The 19439-nt window shown below is 68.1% G+C and carries 19 protein-coding genes; 3 read left to right on the top strand and 16 right to left on the bottom strand.

The annotated features are described in order from the left end of the window. Positions 1-2: 2 nt before the first annotated feature. Positions 3-347 (top strand): DUF6114 domain-containing protein, encoded by a 345-nt coding sequence (locus E0L93_RS03775; protein WP_132688660.1) that lies wholly within the window; start codon positions 3-5, stop codon positions 345-347. On the opposite strand, the gene E0L93_RS03780 is transcribed toward E0L93_RS03775, so the two are convergent. Together E0L93_RS03780 and E0L93_RS03785 are read right to left on the bottom strand one after the other, a co-directional pair. Further along, on the bottom strand, positions 344-934 hold the full coding sequence (locus E0L93_RS03780) for a TetR/AcrR family transcriptional regulator (protein ID WP_132688662.1): 591 nt from the start codon (positions 932-934) through the stop codon (positions 344-346). The genes E0L93_RS03775 and E0L93_RS03780 overlap by 4 nt on opposite strands. A gap of 70 nt (positions 935-1004) precedes the next feature. Next, positions 1005-1274, bottom strand: coding sequence for a hypothetical protein (locus tag E0L93_RS03785; protein ID WP_165874143.1), 270 nt, complete (start codon positions 1272-1274; stop codon positions 1005-1007). Positions 1275-1391: 117 nt separating this feature from the next. On the opposite strand from E0L93_RS03785, the gene E0L93_RS03790 reads away from it, so the two are divergent. Continuing rightward, positions 1392-2021, top strand: coding sequence for a hypothetical protein (locus tag E0L93_RS03790; RefSeq protein ID WP_132688666.1), 630 nt, complete (start codon positions 1392-1394; stop codon positions 2019-2021). Between the two features lie 15 nt (positions 2022-2036). Here E0L93_RS03790 and E0L93_RS03795 read toward each other — a convergent pair whose 3' ends face one another. From E0L93_RS03795 to E0L93_RS03825, 7 genes are all read right to left on the bottom strand, one after another. Continuing rightward, on the bottom strand, positions 2037-2783 hold the full coding sequence (locus E0L93_RS03795; RefSeq protein ID WP_132688668.1) for an SDR family oxidoreductase: 747 nt from the start codon (positions 2781-2783) through the stop codon (positions 2037-2039). A 9-nt stretch (positions 2784-2792) separates the two neighbouring features. After that, positions 2793-4904: a 3-hydroxyacyl-CoA dehydrogenase NAD-binding domain-containing protein gene (locus E0L93_RS03800; RefSeq protein WP_132688670.1), complete on the bottom strand. Its 2112-nt coding sequence runs from the start codon at positions 4902-4904 to the stop codon at positions 2793-2795. Positions 4905-4910: 6 nt separating this feature from the next. Next, positions 4911-6221, bottom strand: a complete 1311-nt coding sequence (locus E0L93_RS03805; RefSeq protein WP_132688672.1) for a thiolase family protein — start codon at positions 6219-6221, stop codon at positions 4911-4913. A 19-nt stretch (positions 6222-6240) separates the two neighbouring features. Beyond that, positions 6241-7437, bottom strand: a complete 1197-nt coding sequence (locus tag E0L93_RS03810; RefSeq protein WP_132688674.1) for an acyl-CoA dehydrogenase family protein — start codon at positions 7435-7437, stop codon at positions 6241-6243. A gap of 88 nt (positions 7438-7525) precedes the next feature. Then, a complete protein-coding gene (locus tag E0L93_RS03815; RefSeq protein WP_132688675.1) occupies positions 7526-9157 on the bottom strand; it encodes a succinic semialdehyde dehydrogenase in 1632 nt (543 codons plus the stop codon). Positions 9158-9165: 8 nt separating this feature from the next. Further along, the gene (locus E0L93_RS03820) at positions 9166-10017 is read right to left on the bottom strand and encodes an SDR family oxidoreductase (RefSeq protein ID WP_132688677.1); all 852 of its coding nucleotides are present in this window, start codon (positions 10015-10017) and stop codon (positions 9166-9168) included. Positions 10018-10071: 54 nt separating this feature from the next. Further along, complete coding sequence (locus E0L93_RS03825) at positions 10072-10989, bottom strand: alpha/beta fold hydrolase (protein ID WP_132688679.1); 918 nt, start codon at positions 10987-10989, stop codon at positions 10072-10074. Between the two features lie 154 nt (positions 10990-11143). Here E0L93_RS03825 and E0L93_RS03830 point away from each other — a divergent pair, with 154 nt between their 5' ends. Next, positions 11144-12982 (top strand): AMP-dependent synthetase/ligase, encoded by a 1839-nt coding sequence (locus E0L93_RS03830; protein WP_132688788.1) that lies wholly within the window; start codon positions 11144-11146, stop codon positions 12980-12982. A gap of 47 nt (positions 12983-13029) precedes the next feature. On the opposite strand, the gene E0L93_RS03835 is transcribed toward E0L93_RS03830, so the two are convergent. The 7 genes from E0L93_RS03835 to tal all read right to left on the bottom strand — a co-directional run bounded on the left by E0L93_RS03835 (position 13030) and on the right by tal (position 19404). Continuing rightward, complete coding sequence (locus E0L93_RS03835; protein WP_132688681.1) at positions 13030-13368, bottom strand: SCP2 sterol-binding domain-containing protein; 339 nt, start codon at positions 13366-13368, stop codon at positions 13030-13032. Positions 13369-13445: 77 nt separating this feature from the next. Continuing rightward, positions 13446-13940: a VIT1/CCC1 transporter family protein gene (locus E0L93_RS03840; RefSeq protein ID WP_132688683.1), complete on the bottom strand. Its 495-nt coding sequence runs from the start codon at positions 13938-13940 to the stop codon at positions 13446-13448. Positions 13941-14033: 93 nt separating this feature from the next. Further along, a complete protein-coding gene (gene pgl / locus E0L93_RS03845; RefSeq protein ID WP_132688684.1) occupies positions 14034-14750 on the bottom strand; it encodes a 6-phosphogluconolactonase in 717 nt (238 codons plus the stop codon). Continuing rightward, positions 14747-15748, bottom strand: coding sequence for a glucose-6-phosphate dehydrogenase assembly protein OpcA (locus E0L93_RS03850; RefSeq protein WP_132688686.1), 1002 nt, complete (start codon positions 15746-15748; stop codon positions 14747-14749). The genes pgl and E0L93_RS03850 overlap by 4 nt, the downstream gene beginning before the upstream one ends. Next, entirely contained in the window at positions 15745-17277 is a 1533-nt protein-coding gene (zwf, locus tag E0L93_RS03855) for a glucose-6-phosphate dehydrogenase (RefSeq protein ID WP_132688687.1), read from the bottom strand. Before zwf ends, E0L93_RS03850 begins: the two co-directional genes overlap by 4 nt. A gap of 85 nt (positions 17278-17362) precedes the next feature. Continuing rightward, positions 17363-18295, bottom strand: coding sequence for a phosphogluconate dehydrogenase (NAD(+)-dependent, decarboxylating) (gene gnd, locus E0L93_RS03860; RefSeq protein ID WP_132688688.1), 933 nt, complete (start codon positions 18293-18295; stop codon positions 17363-17365). Positions 18296-18306: 11 nt separating this feature from the next. Then, a complete protein-coding gene (gene tal / locus E0L93_RS03865) occupies positions 18307-19404 on the bottom strand; it encodes a transaldolase (protein WP_132688690.1) in 1098 nt (365 codons plus the stop codon). Positions 19405-19439 lie beyond the last annotated feature (35 nt).

The following is a 19439-nucleotide window of genomic DNA, read 5'->3' on the forward strand; positions in this document are numbered from 1 at the left end:
GCATGCGGGGAAGCGCGAGTACAGAGCGGCCGAAGCTGGGCCTGACGCTGCTCACGCTGGCCGGGCTGCTGATACTCTGGATGCCGCTGGTCATCTACATTCAGGAGATCGGGCAGTTCAGCCTGGTCTTCGGCGGGGTGGTTATCGGGGGGATCGTGCTCGGCAGCGCGATACTGGGCTGGATCTACCCGCAGAGGGTCCAGATCTTCGGGGTGGTGGGCATGATCTTCTCCATACTCTCCCTGATCGGCGCGCTGGGAGGGCTGGTGATAGGAATGTTGCTCGGGATCGTCGGAGGGAGCCTCTGCGCCGCCTGGGCCCCGAAGAATCCCTCCGGCGAGGGTTAGCCGGTCTTCTTCCTGATCCGGCCGAACCCCAGAAGGACCCGCGCCCACTCCTTCTCCTCGGCCAGCGAGTAGAGGTCTATGCTCGCCGCAGCGGTGAGCAGCATCGCCTGGGCGAAGAGCAGCCGAATGACCTCCTCTTCCTCCCCGGTCGCCTCCCTGACGTAGGCGTAGATCTCCTCCATCCGCCCCTGCACGGCACGCAAGACCTCAGGGTCCTTGGAGGCAGCGAACATCTGGATGAGCATGAGCAGCTCTTCCCGCCGGTTCATCAGCCCCACATAAGCCCGCTGTAGAGCCCGTACGGGCTCCTCAGGATTCCTCTCCACAGCCTCCCTCAACGCCGCCATAATGCGGTCGAAGACCCGCTGCCCGGCCTGCAGGAACAACCCCTTCTTGGAACCAAAGAGCCTTATCACATAAGGCTGGCTCACCCCCACCCGCTCGGCTATGGTATCCGTGGTCACACCGTGCAGCCCATAAGATGCGAACTCGACTATCGCCGCATCCAACACCATGTCCCGCCGCTCATCCCGGCTCATCCGAGTCCGGCGGGCCGATACATCCCTCCGCCCCCGCGCCCTGCTCATCTCCGCTCTAAACCCCCTTCTGCTAACCGAATCTCCTACTCTACCCTGAAAATATATCAGCCGTTGATGATTACAGGGCACGGACGTCCCTCTCCCCGAGCGGCCTCACCTCGAGGATGAGCTCCCAGGGATAGAAGCTGGCCACCTCTCCGGCCATGAACCGCCCCAGGGATCTGGAACGATAGGCCCGCGCAAAGTATACCCCCCTGCTCGTAATCCCCCTCAACCAGCCCACAACCGTATACCGCTCCCCCGCAACCTCTATGAATTCCAGCTCCACAAGACTCCCGACAAACTCCCGCGAAACGTTCCTTCCCCGAAGCTCCACCGGACGCCTCATTCCTTTCCTCCAAAGAGATCCCCACACATTCTATACCGCGGTAGCGAGATTTTACAAAGTTATCATCTAATGCTATCATAGCTGTTGAGGTCCGTAAGGTTACGGTGGGGTGAGCTGGTGAGAGTAACGAGGCTGGTTGCGGGTGGGGCGGCCTTCGGGGCGGGAACGTTGCAGGTGCTGGAGGTCTTTGCGCGGGGTCTCTGGGAGGCGGCGGGGAGGTCCCGGGTGGAGCTTCTGGCGAATCTTCTGGGGGACGGGAGCGTGCTGTTCGCTGCCGCGGCGGGGGCCGGTCTCTATCTCGTGGTGCGCGGACATCTGGGCTCCCGCGAGCGGCAGGTCGCGGATCTCGGCGGGATAGTCTTCGGTCTGGCGGCGTTTCTGGCGTTGCTGGCGGTCGTCTATGATCTCTTCTGGATTCTCTGGGGGCCTGTTCTGTATGGTCAGGCGACCGTTCCTGCTCCCTCGGTCATCTCTCAGGTACCGTTTCTGGCGGTATGGATGGGGCTGCTGCTGGCGGGTGCGGCTTCGGTGAGGGCTTCCTCTTTGGGGGGCTGGCGGTATCTGGCTCTGGGTCTGGCGTTGGTGAGTTTTCCGACCCCGGTGGTCGTGGCGGCCCTCACGCCGCTGGAGTCGGGGCTGGGGATCAGGGCCACGGGTCTTCCGATGCTCCTGCCGGCGGGGGGCTGGATCCTGGCGGGGTCCTTCCTGATCGGGGCGAAGGTTCCGGCGAGAGCGGCCGGAGCCTGAGGGGGGACTTCTCTTTCAGACCCAGCGCGCCAGCCAGCCCGTTGGAAGGAGGCGCAGGAGGAGGCTGAGGGGCCTCCAGGGCCAGTAGGGGACGTAGGCTGTGGCGGGCTCGCGCTCTACCGCGTCGGCGAGCAGGCGGGAGCCCCTCTCCAGCCCGACCATGAACGGCATCCTCCCCGCCCGCTCGTTCATCTCCGTGCGGATGTATCCGGGATGGATGGCGCTGACCCTGATGGGGGTGCCGTGCAGGTCCGCCCGGAGGCCCTCGGCGAGCGCGGTCAGGGCGGCCTTCGAGGCGGAGTAGGCCGTCATGCTCCCGGGCAGGCCCCGCACGGCGGCGACCGAGGAGATGACCACGAGATGCCCGGCGTTTCTCCGCCGGAAGAGCTCCACCGCCGCCTCGCACTGGGCGAGGGCAGCGACGAAGTTCGTCTCCGCCGTCTCCAGGTTGGCCCGGAAGTGGCCGGTCCCGAGAGGCCGGCCCTTCCCGATCCCGGCGTTGACCACGACCCGGTCGAGCCCGTCGAGCTCCCCGTCGAGGGCGCGGAAGGCGCGGAAGACCTCCTCGTGGTCGTTCACGTCGAGCCTGCGGACGGCGATGCGGAGGCCGGGGTAGCTGCTCGCGAGCTCCTCTCTGAGCTCCTCGAGCAGCCCGAGCCTCCGGGCGCAGAGGGCGAGGTTGCGGCCCCGGGCGGCGAACTCGCGCGCCATCCCCCGCCCGAGGCCGGAGCTCGCGCCGGTGATGAGGACGTTCCGGCGCACCCGGCCAGCCTAAGAGGAGTAGAACCCCTTGCCCGAGGCGGCGCGCTCCTCGAGCAGGGTCGGCGGGGCGAAGCGCTCGCCGTGGGCCGAGCGGAGGTTGTTCAGCTTCACCACGGCCCTCTCGAGGCCCATCTGGTCCAGGTACCAGAACGGGCCGCCGCGGAAGGGGGCGAAGCCGAGCCCGAAGACCGCGCCCACATCTCCGTCCCTGTGGGAGGCGAGGATCCCCTCCTCCAGGCAGCGCACCGCCTCCGAGACCATCATCATCGAGAGCCTCTCCTGGATGGCCCGGGATGGGATGGGGCGGCGCCCGGTACCGAGGAACTCGTAGACCTCCGGGTTCACCTTCCCTTTGTCCCGGCCCTCGTAGAGGTAGAAGCCGCGGCCGCTCTTGCGGCCCTTGTACCCGGCGGCGACCACCTCGCCGCCCCGGTCGCTCGTGCGCAGCGAGCGCGCCTCGAAGAGCGGGCGCATCACCTCGTTTATCTTCACCCCGGTGTCTATACCCACCTCGTCGAGGAGCTTGAGCGGCCCGACCGGGAAGCCGAAGTCCATCATGGCCTCGTCTATGGCGTCCACGGCCGCCCCCTCCTCCAGGAGCAGCAGCGCCTCGTTGATGTAGAAGGAGAGGATGCGGGTGGTGTAGAAGCCGGGGCCGTCGTTCACCGTGATTACGGTCTTCCCCTGGGCGAGGCCCTCCCGGATGCAGGTGGCGAGCACCCACTCCGGGGTGTCCTCCTTGCGGACCACCTCGAGCAGCGGCATCCGGGGCACCGGGGAGAAGTAGTGCATCCCCACGACCCGCTCGGGGCGCTCTGCGGCCGCGGCGATCTCGGCTATGGGGATGGCCGAGGTGTTGGAGGCGATGATGAGGTCCTCCCGGCCCACCTTCTCGACCTCCCGGATCGTCTCGTGCTTGAGGTTCAGGTCCTCCGGGATTGCCTCTATGACGAGGTCGGCCCGCGCGAGGGGGGCGTAGTCCCCGATGGGTACGATGCGCTCGACGGCCCGGTCGCGCTCGAAGGCACTCATGCCCCTGCCGACCCGGCGGCTCAGGGCCTTCCAGACCTCGCCGCGGCCCTTTGCGGCGAGCTCGAGGCTGGCGTCCTTGAGGAGCACCTTCCGGGAGGCCCGGGCCGCGCTCACCTGGGCTATCCCCGAGCCCATGAGCCCGGCCCCGAGCACGCCGACGGTCCTCACCTCCCTCTCCCGGCCCGCGTAAGGGTTCTTCTCGGCGCCGTTCTTGAGGAAGAAGAGGTTCCTCAGGGCCTTCGACTCCGGGGTGAACAGCAGCGCGGCGAAGGCCTCCCTCTCCGCCTCGAAGCCCGCCTCGGCCCCCTCCTTCTGGCCGGTGCGGATGCACTCTATTATCTTCGGGACCGCCGGGTAGTTGCCGCGGGTCTTCTCCCGGGCCGTCTTGTAGGCCCGGTCGTAGACGAGCCGGTCGAGCGGGGTCTCCTCCAGCACCCTCTCCCGCAGGGAGGGCCTCCGGCGCCGGGGTTTCAGGGTGCCCCCGGCGAGGGAGAGGGCGGCGCGCTTAGCGGCGTCCGCCAGGCCCTCCGGGTGGATCAGGGCGTCCACCAGCCCCATCTTCTTCGCCTGGGAGGGGTAGACGTTCCGGCCGGTGGTGATGATCTCGAGCGCCCGCTGAACCCCCACCAGGCGGGTAAAGCGCTGGGTGCCGCCGAGGGCGGGAAGAAGCCCCAGCATCACCTCCGGGAAGGCGAACCTGGTGGCCGGGTGGTCGGTGGCGATGCGGTAGTGGCAGGCGAGGGCGAGCTCCAGCCCCCCTCCGACCGCCGGGCCGTGGATGGCGGCGACCACCGGCTTGGAAGAGGACTCCATCCTCCCCAGAAGCTCGTGGCCCTTGCGGATGATCCCCTCTACCTCTCCAGGGGTCTTGAGGCGGGAGAACTCCTCGATATCCGCGCCGACCACGAAGGAGTCCTTCTTCGCGCTGATCAGGACCGCAGCCCGGATGTCGCCGTCGCCCTCCAGCTCGCCGAGCGCGGCCTCAAACTCCCCCAAAACCGGGGTGGAGAGCTTGTTGACCGGGCTCTCCGGCTCGTCCAGCCAGACGAGCGCGACCCCGTCCTCCTTGCGTACGTTTAGGTATCCCATCTCTCTCTAGCCCTCCCCGATGCGTTCGACGAGCATGGCGTGTCCCAGCCCTCCGGCGGCGCAGGCGGTAACCACGGCGAAGCGCCCGTCCTCCTCCCGGAGCCTGCCCACCGCGGTGGTCACGAGCCGGGCCCCGGTGGCCCCGAAGGGGTGCCCGAGGGAGACCGAGCCGCCCCAGGCGTTGACCTTCTCCATCTCCACCTCGCCCACGCGCCGCTCTCTCCCGAGCCGCTCGCGGGCGAAGCGGTCCGAACCGAGGGCCTTGAGGACCGCGAGCACCTGGCCGGCAAAAGCCTCGTGGATCTCGATGACGTCCACGTCGGAGAGGGCGAGGCCGTTGCGCCCGAGCAGCCGCGGCACGGCGTACGCCGGGCCGAGCAGGAGCTCCTCTCCCGGGTCCTGGGCCACGTAGAGGTAGTCCACGAGGCGCGCCTTCGGCCTATACCCGGCGGCGCGGGCAGCCTCCTCCTCCATGAGGAGCGTGGCCGAGGCCCCGTCGGTGAGCGGGGAGGAGTTGCCCGCCGTGACGGTGCCGAAGGGCTTTATGAAAGCCGGGGGCAGGGCGGCGAGCTTCTCCAGGCTGGTATCCCTGCGTATGGTGTTGTCCTGGGTAAGGAGCTCGAAGTCCGGGGGGACCGCGGTGGGCAATATCTCCGCGGAGAGCCGGCCGCTCTCTGTGGCCTTCGCGGCCAGGGTGTGGGTGCGCAGGGCGTACTCGTCCTGCTCCTCGCGGCTCACGCCGAAGGCTGCGGCGAGCCGGTCGGCGCTCTCCCCCATCAGCTCCCCGGTGGAGTACTCGGAGATGGTAGGCGCCCGGGGCAGGAGGTCGCTCGGGCTCAGCCCCTCAAGCAGCCGGCGCAGCTCCAGAGGGGACTTCAGGCCCTGCGCCCGGAAGAGCCGCTCGCGGGTCTTCTTCTCGAACTGGGGCGGGGTGTCGGACATGACCTCCACCCCGCCCGCGATCGCGGCTGCGGCCTTGCCGGCCCGGATCGTCTCCAGGGCGCTGGTTATGGCCTGGTTGGAGGAGATGCAGGCCATCGTCACCGTGTGCGCCGGGACGGAGTTCGGGACCCCGGCCGCGAGCGCCGCGTCGCGGGCGACGTTCGAGGTGCGGAGGTTCTGGATCACGGTGCCCATCACGACGCAGCCCACGTCCTCCGGGGGGATCGCGGTGCGCTCCAGGAGCCCCCGGAGCACCGTCCGGGCCAGGTCGTAGGAGGTCTGGCTCAGGTAGGCGGTCCCGGCCCGCATGAACGGTGTTCTCACGCCGTCCACCAGGACGACCCGGCGTCCCTCGTGTCTTCGATCCTCTGTCATCTGTCGCACCTCCGGGTCCTCAGACCGTGGGGAAGAACGCCTGCTCGCCGGTGATGGAGCGGCCCACGATCAGGGACTGTACCGTATCGGTGCCCTCGTAGGTGTAGATGATCTCCATGTCGGCCAGGTGCTTGCCGACGAGGTAGTCGACGAGCACGCCGTTGCCGCCCAGGATGTCGCGGGCCTCGGCGCAGATCCTCTTCCCCTGCCGGGCGGTGATGAGCTTGGCCAGGGAGGCCTTGCCGTGGGTCATCTCGCCCCTGTCCATCAGCTGGGCGAGCCGGAAGCAGACGAGCTGCATCTGGGTGAGGTCGGCGAGCATCCCGGCCAGCCGGTACTGGATGAGCTGGAAGTTGGCCTGGGGGATGCCGAAGATCTCCCGCTCCTTCGCGTACCGCACGGCGGCCTCGTAGCAGGCGAGCGCGTGCCCGAGGGCCTGCCAGGCGACCCCGTAGCGGGTGTTGGTGAGCACGGTGGAGGTGTCGGCGAAGGAGTTGGCGTTCTCGAGCCGGTTCTCCTCGGGCACCCGGACGTTCTCCAGGGTGATGTCGGCCTGCCAGGAGGAGCGGTTGCCGATCTTGCCCCTTATCTTCTCGGCGGTGAAGCCCCCGGTGCCCTTCTCCACGAGGAAGCCCTTGACCTCCCCGTCGTCCTCGTCCCGGGCCCAAACCACCACGACGTCGGCGAAGGTGCCGTTGCCGATCCAGCGCTTCCTCCCGTTGAGGACCCAGCCGTCTCCGTCCCTCTCGGCCGCGGTCTCGAGCATCACCACGTCGGAGCCGTGGTTAGGCTCGGTGAGGGCGAAGGCCCCGATCTTCTCCATCCTGGCCATCGCGGGAAGCCACTTCTGGCGCTGCTCCTCGCTCCCCAGAAGGGCGATGGAGGTCATGGCGAGCCCGGAGTGGACCCCAAAAAAGGTACTTAAAGACCCGTCCCCGCGCGAGAGCTCCATCATCACCAGCCCGGAGGCCAGGTTGCTCATCTCCGGACACCCGTACTCCCTGGGGATGACGTGCCCCGCTACGCCCAGCTCCGCGAGCTTGGGGATGAGCTCGAAGGGGAACTCCTCTTTGTTCCAGTACTCCCCCATGACCGGGATGACCTCCCGGTCGCAGAACGCCCTGACCCGGTCCCGGATCTCGCGGTCCTCATCGCTCATCCACTCCTCGACCATGTAGTAGTCGGTTCCGAACCCCTTGCCTATGTCCGCTAGCATCTCGCTCCTTTCACAGAGTTTTTCGCAGCCGTCCTCTCCTGCACTTACGCGGTACGAGCCGCGGCGTTGATCTTTCTCTGCGGCCTCCCTACCAACGCCCCCGCACCCCGGGCAGACGCCGCATGAGCCGCAGCGAGAGGGACATCACCCCGGCGTAGGTCTCCCCGCCCATCCCGAGCACCGGGGCCACAAGGGGCAACAGCCGCTGGGTGACCACGGTCTGGGAGTCGGTGTACTTTAGGATCCCCTCCTCGCCGTGCCTCCTGCCCACCCCGGAGTCCTTGAACCCGCCCATAGGGGCGTCGGTGGAGGCCCACGCGGGAGCGTAGGCCTCGTTGATGTTGACCGTCCCGGCCCGGATGCGCCGGGCGACCTCGGCGCCCCGCCGGAGGTCGCGGGTCCACACGCTGGCGTTGAGGCCGTAGCGGGTCGCGTTGGCCAGCTCCACCGCCTGCTCCGGGGTGTGGAAGGGGAAGACGGAGACCACCGGGCCGAAGGTCTCCTCGGAGAAGAGCCTCGCCCCCTCCCCCACCCCGCCGAGCACGGTCGGCTCGTAGAAGTAGGGGCCTACGTCCGGGCGCGCCCGCCCCCCGGCGAGCACCTCCGCCCCCCGCTCTGCGGCCTCCTCCACGTGGGAGGAGACCCTCTCGAGCTGGGCGGCGGAGATGAGGGAGCCCATCTCGAAGCCGTAGTCCAGCCCTACTCCCAGCTTCACCCGCCGCGCCCGCTCGACGAAGCGGGAGAGGAACCCTTCGTAGACGGCGCCGTGCACGTAGAGCCGCTCGGCGGACATGCACAGCTGCCCGGCGTTGGAGAAGCAGGCCCGGACGGCCCCCTCCACGGCGGCCTCGAGGTCGGCGTCCTCAAAGACGATCATGGGGTTCTTCCCGCCGAGCTCGAGCGAGAAGTCCACGAGCCTGCGGGCGGCCGCCGCTGCGACCTCCCTCCCGGTCGCGGTGCTGCCGGTGAACATCACGAAGTCGGCGTTCTGGACTATGGGGCCGCCGAGCCGGCCCCCGGGCCCGCAGACGACCTGCACGAGCTCGCGCGGCAGCCCGCACCGCCGGAGCAGCCGCACGAGCCACAGGGCGGTGAGGGGGGTCTTCCGGTCGGGCTTTATCACGGCGGCGTTCCCGGCCATGAGCGCCGGGATGGCGTCGGAGATGGCGAGGGTGAGCGGGTAGTTCCACGGCGCTATGAAGCCGACGACCCCCTTGGGGTGCCGGTGGTGGACGGCGGTGGTGAGCAGCGGGATGACGCCCCGCCGGCGGCGGCTCCTGAGGTAGCGTCCGGCGGTGTGGGCGTAGTAGCGGGAGACGATGGCTACGTCCATCACCTCCTCAAAGACGTGCAGGCGGGCCTTGCCGGTCTCGAGCTGGACGAGGTCGAGTATCTCATCCCTGCCGCGCAGCACCTCGTCGTGGAAGCGCAGGAAGATCCGCGCCCGCTCCCGGAAGGGAACCCGCTCCCACTCCTCCTGGGCCCGCCGGGCCCTCCGGAAGGCCCCCGCCACGTCCTCCGGGGCGCAGAGGGGCACCCCGGCGAAGACCTCCCCGGTGAACGGGCACTCCACCTCGAGCACCTCCCCGGCGCTCCCGGCCACCGCCTCGCCCGCGAGGTCATCCAGCAGCCCCTCGCCGACCCGCCCGGTGGCGGCCATGAGCGCCTCCGTCGCCGGATACGCCCGCCCGCCGGGCGCTGCCCGCTCCTCGATCCTCATAGCACACATCACCCCTTCCAGGAGAAGAAGGCCTTCTCCCCGCTCCTCTGACGCCCCACGAACTCGTCCATGGAGTGGTTGACCCCGAAGAAGCCCATGATCCAATCCAGAACATCCGCCGGCAGCACGTGCAGCGCCGGGACGGTGTTGACGATGAGGGGCATCTTCACCTCCTGCCGGTTGCGCTCGATCATGCGCACCACCTTCCCGGCCACCCTGTCCGGGTCCAGGATGGGCAAGACCCGCGGGAAGCGGGTCTTCACCCCCCGGAACATGCCGGTGTCTATGTAGTAGGGGTTGACGATGGTCGTCCGGATCCCCCGGTGCCCGTAGCGCTTGAGCTCGACCCGCAGCGACTCCATAAAGCCTATGGCCGCGTGCTTGCTCGCCGAGTAATCGGTCTGCTTGCTGACCCCCACAAGCCCCGCCGCCGAGGCTATGGTCACTATGTGCCCCTCGCCGCGCTCTATCATCCGCGGCAGAAACGACTTGGTCACCCAGTAGAGCGCGAGCACGTTCACCCGGAAGACCCGCTCTATCTGCTCGTCCGGGGCCTCGAGCAAGCGCTTGCCGGTGACCACCCCGGCGTTGTTTATGAGGATGTCCACATCCCCCACCTCTCCCCGCACCCTCCCCCCAACCTCGTAGACGGCCTCCCGGTCGGAGACGTCGCACACGTACCCGTACGCCCCGCCCCCGTTGTACGCCCCGATCTCCCGCACAGCCCGCCCGATGGCCCCCTCATCGAGGTCGTAGATCACCACCCGCGCACCCCGCCGGGCCAGCTTTACCGCCACGAGCAGCCCGAGCCCCCCGGCCCCGCCCGTGACCAGCGCAACCTTCCCCGGGATCTCCGTCATCCTCGCCTCCTCGTCCTGCCGTTGGCAGTATTGTAATCAACTAATGAAAACACTTCAAAACACGCTTTTTTGCATTCTCGTCGGTCTTCCGGAGAGGAAAGCGTCGGCGTCGGCTGCGGTTCTCTCCGGGCTCTCTTCCATCGGCACGTGTCCCACGCCGGGGTAGGTTACGAGGCTGGCGTTTTGGAGATCGCGCACGAACCTGCGGGCGTGATGTGGGGGGATCCAGCGGTCCTCTTCCCCCCACATCACGAGGGTTGGTGTGGCAATGCGGCGTATCTCCGAGTGGTGGGCTGCGAACTGCCGCATCAGTTCGGAGCTCGCCGCCCGCAGCGTCCGCCGGTTCCCCGGCCGCAGCATCAGCTCGTGGTAGCGCCGGACGAGCTCGCCGGTAACCCTCCTCCGGTCCGCGTAGACTTCCCGCAGGCTCATACGCACCAGCGGTCTGGGACTCACGAACCGGAAGAAGTCTCCGAATACCGGGGTCGAAGCGAGCCTGAGCAGCGGCGGCATCCGCAGAGGATAGCCGGCGGAGGAGATCAAGACCATCCGCTCCACCCGCTCCGGACGCGCCAGAGCATACCGCCAGGCGAAGTATCCCCCGAGAGAGCTGCCCGCCAGGCTGAAGCTCCCAAGCCCCAGGGCGTCCGCAAACTCATCCAGCACCCCCTCAATGTCCCGCACCATCCCCACCACGTCCGCAGGCGGCCCGGTGAGCCCGAACCCCGGTACGTCCGGCCTCACCAAACGGTACCGGCCCCGCAACCTCTCCACCCAGCCCTCCCAGGTGTGCAGCGAGGAGAAGACCCCGTGCAACATCAAGAGCACCGGCCCCTCCCCCTCGTCCCGGTAGTGTACCCGAAGCCCCCGCACCTCAGCGAAACGCGACCCGCCACCAGCATACCGGCACTCCAGCTCCCGGAGCGGGATGTCCCCCAGCCCCAGCCATCGCCTCGCCGCACTCCAGTCCATCCCGAGACTCCCCCTTTCATATTCATTAACTGATAACTAAGTTTAGAGGTTTCAGTTTAGGAGATCAAGTTGACGTCCGGGAGCCGGGCTAGTATCTTATTAATCAGTCGATGAGTTTTAGGTTTGGGGCGGTTACCCTGAGGTGGTGAGAGGCATGCATTCGTGGGGGCGTGACCGGGAGAGGGTTTGGGAGATCGTCGGGCGGGTCCGGCGGGCGCGGAGCCTGCCTGAGGCGTTCCGGATGACGGTACTGGAGAAGGCAGAGAAGCCGGCGCTTGGGGAGAAGGCCGGGGGGAGGTGGCGGGAGTTCTCCTTCCGGGAGGTCTACCGGCGGGTGGAGGATTTCGCGGCCGGGCTCTCCGGGCTGGGGGTGGAACGCGGCTCGCGGGTCGCCCTCATGTCCGAAAACCGGGTGGCCTGGACGGTTGCGGACGTGGCGATCATGAGCCTCGGGGCGGCGACGGTCCCCATCTTCCCCACGCTGGGGCCGCGGCAGGTGGCGCATATCCTGGAGGACTCCGGGGCCGGGGTGGTCGTGGTGGAGGGGGAGCGGCAGCTTGAAGCGGTGAGGCGGTCGGGGGCTTCGGTGGAGCACATCGTGTGCATGGACGAGGCGGGAGCCGGGAGGGGGGTGCTCGGCTTCTCGGAGGTGGAGCGGCGGGGGGCCCGGAGCAGGGATCCGGGGTGGGAGGCGAAGATGCTCTCGCTCGGGCGGGAGGATGTGGCGACCCTCATCTACACCTCCGGGACCTCCGGGCGGCAGAAGGGTGTGGTCCTCACCCACGGCAACATCCTCTCCAACCTGGAGGCCATAATAGAGGTCGTGCCCATAACCGACGACGACGTGGGCCTCTCCATCCTCCCGCTCTCCCACGTGCTGGAGAGGACGTGCAGCCAGTTTCTGAACCTCGTCGGCGGGGGGACCAACTACATCGCCGAGTCCGTAGAGAAGGTGCAGGAGAACCTGCTGGAGGTGCGCCCCACGGCGCTGCTCGTGGTCCCGCGGCTCTTCGAGCGGGTCTTCGCGGTCATCCGGGAGCAGGGCACCGCCAACCCGGTGCGCGCCAGGATCTTCGGGAGCGCCGTGCGGACCGCCCGGCAGAAGTACCGGCACGACACCGGCGAGGAGCGGATGAGCCCGGCCCGGCGGGCGCTGTTCCGGCTCTACGACCTGCTCGTCTACCGCAAGGTCCGGGCCGGGCTCGGCGGCAGGGTCCGCTTCTGCGTCAGCGGCGGGGCCCGGCTGGAGCCCTGGCTCGGGGAGTTCTTCTACGGGGCCGGGATACCGGTGGCCGAGGGCTACGGCCTCACCGAGACCTCGCCCGTGATCTCGGTGAACCGCTTCGACGACCTGCGGTTCGGCACGGTGGGGCCGCCGCTGCCCAACGTCGAGGTCCGGCTCTCGGGGGAGGGCGAGATACAGGTCCGCGGCCCGAACGTGACCCCCGGCTACCACAACCTCCCGGAGGAGAACGCGGCCGCCTTCACCGGCGACGGCTGGTTCAGGACCGGAGACATCGGCGAGTTCGACGAGGGCGGCCGCCTGAAGATAACCGACCGGGCCAAGGACATAATGGTGCTGGATACCGGGAAGAACGTCGCCCCCCAGCCGGTGGAGACGGCGCTCGCCAACACCCCGCACATCGCCCAGGCCATGCTGGTGGGGGACGGGAGGAAGTTCGTCTCGGCGCTCATCGTCCCCGACTTCGACGCAATACGCCGGACGCTGGGCGAGAACCTCCCCGCCGAGCGCCTGTGCTCCGACGAGCGGGTCAGGGAGCTGATCCGCTCCGAGATGGAGGAGGCGGCCGCGGAGTTCCCGGAGCACGAGCGGCCGAAGCGGTTCGCGCTGGTGCCCCGCGAGTGGACCGAGGAGGGAGGGGAGATCACACCGACCCTCAAGCTGCGCAGGAGCGCGGTCGCAGCCCGCTACGAATACCTCATCGAAGAGCTCTACGCCGGAGAAGGCGACCGCCAGATGACGGGAAGCTGAAAAGGCGGGGAGCCGCCCGCACCCCCCGCCCGACTCCTTCCTCCCCGCTACCGGGAGCCGCCGTCGAGGACCTTCTGCAGCTTCATCGCCTTGCCCAGGCTGCCCTTGACCTTCAGCTTGTTGGTCATGAAGGCACTCATCGGCTTGGTCTTGCCGGAGACGATCGACAGCCAGTCCTTCTCCTTGGCCATCAGGGTGCAGTCAGGCTCCACCCCGGAGCCCTCGTCGAACACCTCGAGCGTCCCGTCCTCGTTGAACCGCACGATGAACCTGCCCGCATCCCGGATGTCGAACTCGTAGGTGCCCCTCAGCTGCCGGATCTGCTCCGCATCCAGCTCCTCACGCATCTTCTCGAAGTACTCCCGCGCCGAAGCGTACTCAGCCACACTTCCCTCCTTCTCCAGCCTCTCCCCCCATCCTAGAGCAAAGATGGCTGATTATCAAGTGATGATTACTTAAATCTCTAGAAGAGGTCGTTGAGGAAGTTCCGGATGCCGTCGAGCAGGCGGGTGAAGAACCCTTCGGTTTCTTCTTCGGCCGGAGGCTCTTCCTGGATCTCCTGAGCCCTCTGTTCTGCTTGCTGGCGCAGTTCTTCGGCTGCCTGCTCGACCTCTTGCTGGTCGATCTCCGGGATCTCCTGAGGGTCCACGCCCAGCCGGTCGGCCAGTTCGTCTATCTGCTGCGGGTCTATATCGTGTTGTTCGCTGATCTCCTCTATCTGCCGGGGGTCGAGGCCGTAGCGTTCGCTGAGCTGTTCCAGCTCCCGGACGTCTACGTCGAGATCCTCGGCTATCTCCTGGACCCGCTGCGGGTCTATGCCGAACTCCTCGCCCAGCTCCTGCGCCTGCCGGGTAATCTCGTCCAGGTCCTCCTGGGCCAGGGCTCCCGTGCCCGAGAGACCCAGCAGCATGCTCCCCGCGATCACGCCCGCGGCCAGACGCGCTCTCCCGTTCCTCAAAGATCCACACCTCCCGAGGGTAGAGACGACTTGCGCAGACAGCATACCCGGAAAATGTTAACCTTAGATAAAGGCGGGGTTAAGTTAGGGGAACTATTCTTTCAGTTCGCCGGCGGCCGCCCGGTCTGCCAGCCACAAGAGCTCTCCCCCGGCGGGCCGCACGAGCTTGGCCGGGTACTTTCGCGGGTCTTCCCCTCCGCGCAGGATCTCCCGCAGCGCGGCGGCCTTCTCCTCGCCGGAGACGAGAAAGATCACGGCCCGCGCGGCGTTCAGCACCGGAAGGGTGAGCGTCAGGCGGGTAGCTCCCAGCTTGAGGACGGGGTTTGCGACCACGAACCGGTCGTGCACCTCCAGCGCGGAGGTCTCCGGGAAGAGGCTCGCCGTGTGCCCGTCCGCCCCGATCCCGAGCAGGATGAGGTCCAGGCGCGGCACCCCTTCTCCGAAGAACTCCCGCAGTTCCGCCTCGTACGCGGCGGCGGCCTCCTCCGGCGGCAGTTCGCCCCGCATCCGGTACACCCTCCCCACCGGCACGCATTCCAGCAGAGCCTCGCGCGCCATGCGGTAGTTGGATTCCTCATGTTCCGGCGGCACGGCGCGTTCGTCCCCGAAGAAGATGTGGGTCCGCTCCCAGAAGCTGCGGTCTTTGTACTCCCGGGCCAGCAGCTCGTAGGCCGCCCTCGGGGTCGAGCCCCCGGCGAGCGCGGCGGCGAAGCGCCCGCGCTCGCCGACCGCCCGCTCTGCTTGGGCGGCGAACTCCTCCGCCGCAGTCCGGGCCAGCTCCTCCGGGTTCTCGCAGACGCGCAGGTTCACAGCTCCGCCGCCACCTTCAGCGCGGCTTCGTACGCCCCGTCCCGGCCGAAGAAGGTCAGCTCTTCTCCGAGCAGGTCGCCGGTCCCGGGAGCCTCCAGGCGCACCGCCCGCTCCGTCACCGAACTCCCCTCGCGAATCCTGAGCCGGCCGACCGAGACCTCGAAGCTCGCGCCCGCAGACTCTATGAGCACGCGGGGCGGGGCGGCGTCTGAGCCAAGCTGCTCTAGCTCCAGCCGCACGCCGCCGGAGAGGTCGTACTCGCGCGCATCACCGGATCTCTTCCTGCTCTCCGGGTGCAGGCCGAGCGCGGAGGCCAGCCACCCGGCCAGCAGGAGCGCCCGGCACAGGCCGCCGGGGCGGTGCTCGATCCTCACCCGGCGCAGCTCCCGCAGCGCCGGGGCGCGCTCCGGGGGGTCGAAGAGCGCGGCGATAAACGAGCGCCAAGGCAGTAGGGCGGTCCACTGCAGGTCTCCCAGATGCGGCATCCCGGGTTCGTCCACGAACCCGGCCATCTTCCTCATCGCGCGCCCGCAGTCGCCGGCGGTGGCGGAGTCCAGGATCAGGCGGTCCGCCATCCCGGCCAGCCGCCGGAAACCGGGGGCGTCCAGCGAGATCTCTCCCGGACACCACATAACGGCGGGCAGATCCGGCAGCAGGAGCGGATCGGCGAAGCTCTCCGGGTGGCGGGCCGGCTCGCCCTCGATGTGGAGCGTGATCTGCTCGGAGCAGACGTGGCGTCCCTCCGGTCCGGGCACGTTGCACATCGTGGAGATCTGCACGTCCAGGCGGCTCTCCGGCGCGCCGGAGTCCGTGATGAGGATGATGCTCCGCGACGGATGGTTCCCGGAGAGGCGCGAGATCACCTCCGACACCTCCCCCGCCAGCCCCTCGTCCGCCACCACCAGCAGGTTCAGGACGCTGGCCCGCAGGTCGTAGAGGCCGTCGCTCCTGAGGCGCATCCGGGCCAGCTCGCGCTCGATGCCCTCCACGCCCCTCACGGCCGCCGCCACCTCCTCCCGTCGCGCCGGATCAGCTCGTCCGCCGCCTCCGGCCCCCAGGTCCCGGCTGCGTAGTTGGGGAACTCCGGCTCCTCCCGCTCCCAGACGCGCATGACCGGCTCCAGGATCTCCCACGACCTCTCCGCCTCGTCCGCCCGGATGAAGAGCGTGGCGTCGCCCAGCATCAGGTCCAGGAGCAGCCGCTCGTAGGCGTCCGGCCGCTCCTCCAGAAACGCCGCCCCGTAGGGCAGGTCCATGTTCACCGAGCGCACCCGGAACCGGGAGCCCGGGACCTTGGAACCGATCTTGAACGAGATCCCCTCGTCCGGCTGCACCCTTATAACCAGCACGTTCGGCTCCAGCCCCCCGGTCGCGTCTCCCGCAAACGGCGTGTGCGGCGCGGGCCGGAACTGGATGGCGATCTCCGTCGCACCCTTCGCCAGCCGCTTGCCGGTGCGCACGTAGAACGGGACCCCGGCCCACCGCCAATTGTCCACGAAGAGCTTCAGCGCCGCGAAGGTCTCCGTGGGAGAATCTCCGGCCACCTTCGGCTCGCTGCGGTAGCCGGGAACCTCCCGGTCCCACACCCAGCCGGAAGCGTACTGGCCGCGCACGGCGAGGGCGTTCACCTCCTCTTCGGAGATGCGCCGGACGGCCCGCAGCACCTTCACCTTCTCCTCGCGCACCGACTCGGCGTCGAAGGAGACGGGAGGCTCCATCGCGGTAAGGCACAGGAGCTGCATCATGTGGTTCTGGACGATGTCCCGCAGGGCGCCCGCCTCCTCGTAGAACGCGCCGCGCTCCCCGACGCCGAGGCTCTCGGCGACCGTGATCTGGACGTGGTCTACGAAGCGCCCGTTCCAGACCGGCTCGAAGAGGGCGTTGGAAAAGCGCAGCGCCAGGATGTTCTGGACCGTCTCCTTGCCCAGGTAGTGGTCTATGCGGTAGACCTGATCCTCTCTGAAGTGGTGCGTGATCTTCTGGTTCAGCTCCCGCGCGCTGGCCAGATCCCGCCCGAACGGCTTCTCGACCACGACCCGGGCGAAGCCCCCGCCCTCCCCTTCGTTCATCCCGGCCGCCTCCAGCCGCTCCACGATGACCGGGAAGAGCGTCGGGGCGGTCGCCATGTAGAAGACCCGGTTGCCGCCGGTGTGATGCTCCCGGTCCAGCTTCGCCAGAAATCTCCGCAGCTCGTCGTAGGCGGCCGGGTCCCTGGAGTCCAGCGGCAGGTAGTAGAGGCCGCGGGCGAACGAGCCCCACACATCATCGCGTACCTTTCCGGAACGGAATTCCCCGACCGACTCCCGCATGCGGGAGCGGAACTCGTCGTGGCTCATCCTCGTGCGGGAGATTCCCACGACGGCGAACTCCGGCGGGAGCAGCCGCCGGTCGGCCAGGTCGTAGAGGGCGGGAACCAGCTTGCGCGCCGTGAGATCCCCGGAAGCGCCGAAGATCACCATCGCCGCCGGCGGCGGCATGCGGGGTAGCCGCTCATCGGCTCTTAACGTGTTCTCGAAGGTTTCGGGCATCAGGCCTCAGGTTCAGGTTCTTAGAACGCGCGCAACTTTCGGATGAGGGAGGTTAATGTTGCTGCTGAAGTCTCTCATCCTGATGCTAGCGCTCGGCGTCTTCGGGACGGCCGCCGGGGCTCGTCTCCTGAACGGCGTGTCCGCCGAACTCCCGGCGCAGGGCTGCTATAGTCTGGGCGGCGAAGGACTCCTCCTGGCGGGAGTAGAACCGGGCGAAGAGAGAGGCCGCTATGACGGGCGCCGGGACGTCCTCGTGAATGGCCTCGAAGACGGTCCAGCGGCCCTCGCCGGAGTCCTCGACGTAGCCCCGCACGCGCTCCAGGTTGCCGTCTTCGGCGAAGGCCCGCTCGGCCAGCTCCAGCAGCCAGCTGCGCACCACGCTCCCCCGGTTCCAGAGATGCGAGATTCCGCGCAGGTCGAAGTCGTAGCGGGAGTTCTTCAGGATCTCGAACCCTTCCGCGTACGCCTGCAGCATCCCGTACTCCACGCCGTTATGCACCATCTTCACGAAGTGCCCGGCCCCCGAAGGCCCTACGTGCATGTACCCGTCCGGCGGGGCGAGGGTCTTGAGCGCGGGCTCCAGCGTGCGGAAGGCGTCCTCCTCGCCGCCGACCATCAGGCAGTAGCCGACCTTAAGCCCCCAGATGCCTCCCGACGTGCCGGCGTCCACGAGCCGGATGCCTCTCTCCTTCAGCTCCCCGGAGCGCCGGACGGTATCCCGGAAGTAGGAGTTGCCGCCGTCCACCAGGATGTCTCCCTCGTCCATGAGGCCGGCGTACCGGTTCAGCACGGTCTCGGTGACCTCGCCGGCGGGCACCATGACCCACACGACGCGCGGCGGCGAGAGCTTCTCGACGACCTCCTCCATCTCGTAGGCGCCCTCGGCCCCCTCGGCGACCACCTCGTCCACGGGCCCCGGAGAGCGGTTGCCGGCGACCACCCGGTGCTCACCGCTCCGCAGGAGGCGGCGCACCATGTTGCCACCCATCCGGCCCAGACCGTAGAAACCTATCTCCATGTTCTCCCTCTCTAGCTCGCCGCGCGGGAGGTTTCGCGCTCTATCTCCCGCAGCAGCTCGTGGTAAGAGTCGGCGAACTTCTGCACGCCCTCCCGCTCCAGCACCTCCGTCACGTCTTCGTAGTCCACCCCGGCCTCCCGGACGCGCCGGAAGACCTCCCGGGCCTCCTCCAGCCCCTCCTCCAGCGCCGGGCGAACCGTTCCGTGATCCTTGAACGCCTCCAGCGTCTCCTCCGGCATGGTGTTGACGGTCTCCGGCCCGATGAGCTCGTCCACGTACAGGGTGTCCGGGTAGTCGGGGTTCTTGGTCGAGGTGGAGGCCCACAGCGGCCGCTGCCTCCTCGCCCCTCTGGCCTCCAGCTCCTCCCACTCCGGACCGGCGAAGGTCTCCTTGAAGACCTGGTAGGCCAGCTTGGCGTTCGCCACGGCCAGCCTGCCCTTCAGCTCGTCGTGACCCCCGATCTCATCCAGGCGCCTGTCCGCCTCGGTGTCCACGCGGGAGACGAAGAAGCTGGCCACGGAGGCCACCTTCGAGGGGTCGCCGCCGCTATCTACGAGCCGCTCTATGCCCCGGAGGTAGGCTTGCGTTACGGCCCGGTATCTCTCGAGGGAGAAGATCAGGGTAACGTTGATGGACCTGCCGCGCGAGATCATCTCCTCTATCGCCGGCAAGCCTTCTCTCGTGGCCGGGATCTTTACCATCAGGTTCTCCCGGTCCACCAGCTCGTGCAGCCGGGCGGCTTCTTCCACGGTCGCCTCCGTGTCGTAGGCGAGATCCGGAGAGACCTCCAGCGAGACGAAGCCGTCCCGGTGGCCCGTGCGCTCGTAGACGGGCCTCAGGAGGTCGCAGGCCTCCCGGACATCCACTCGCGCCAGCTCCAGGAATGCCTCCTTCGGGCTCACGCCGCTCCGCGCCAGCTCGCGCAGCTGTTCGTCGTAGAGCTCGGAGCCGGATATGGCCTTCTGGAAGATGGTGGGGTTGGAGGTCACGCCGACCACGCCCTCCTCCACCAGCCGCTGCAGGTGGCCGCCGCGCACCATCTCCCGCGAGAGGTAGTCGATCCAAACGCTCTGCCCGATCTCGGAGAGTTCTTTCAGACGGCCGTTCACGAGTCTCTGCCTCCTTCCCTCGGACTGTGCCCCTC

It is taken from the genome of Rubrobacter taiwanensis (genome assembly GCF_004337705.1).
Classification (GTDB): domain Bacteria; phylum Actinomycetota; class Rubrobacteria; order Rubrobacterales; family Rubrobacteraceae; genus Rubrobacter_C; species Rubrobacter_C taiwanensis.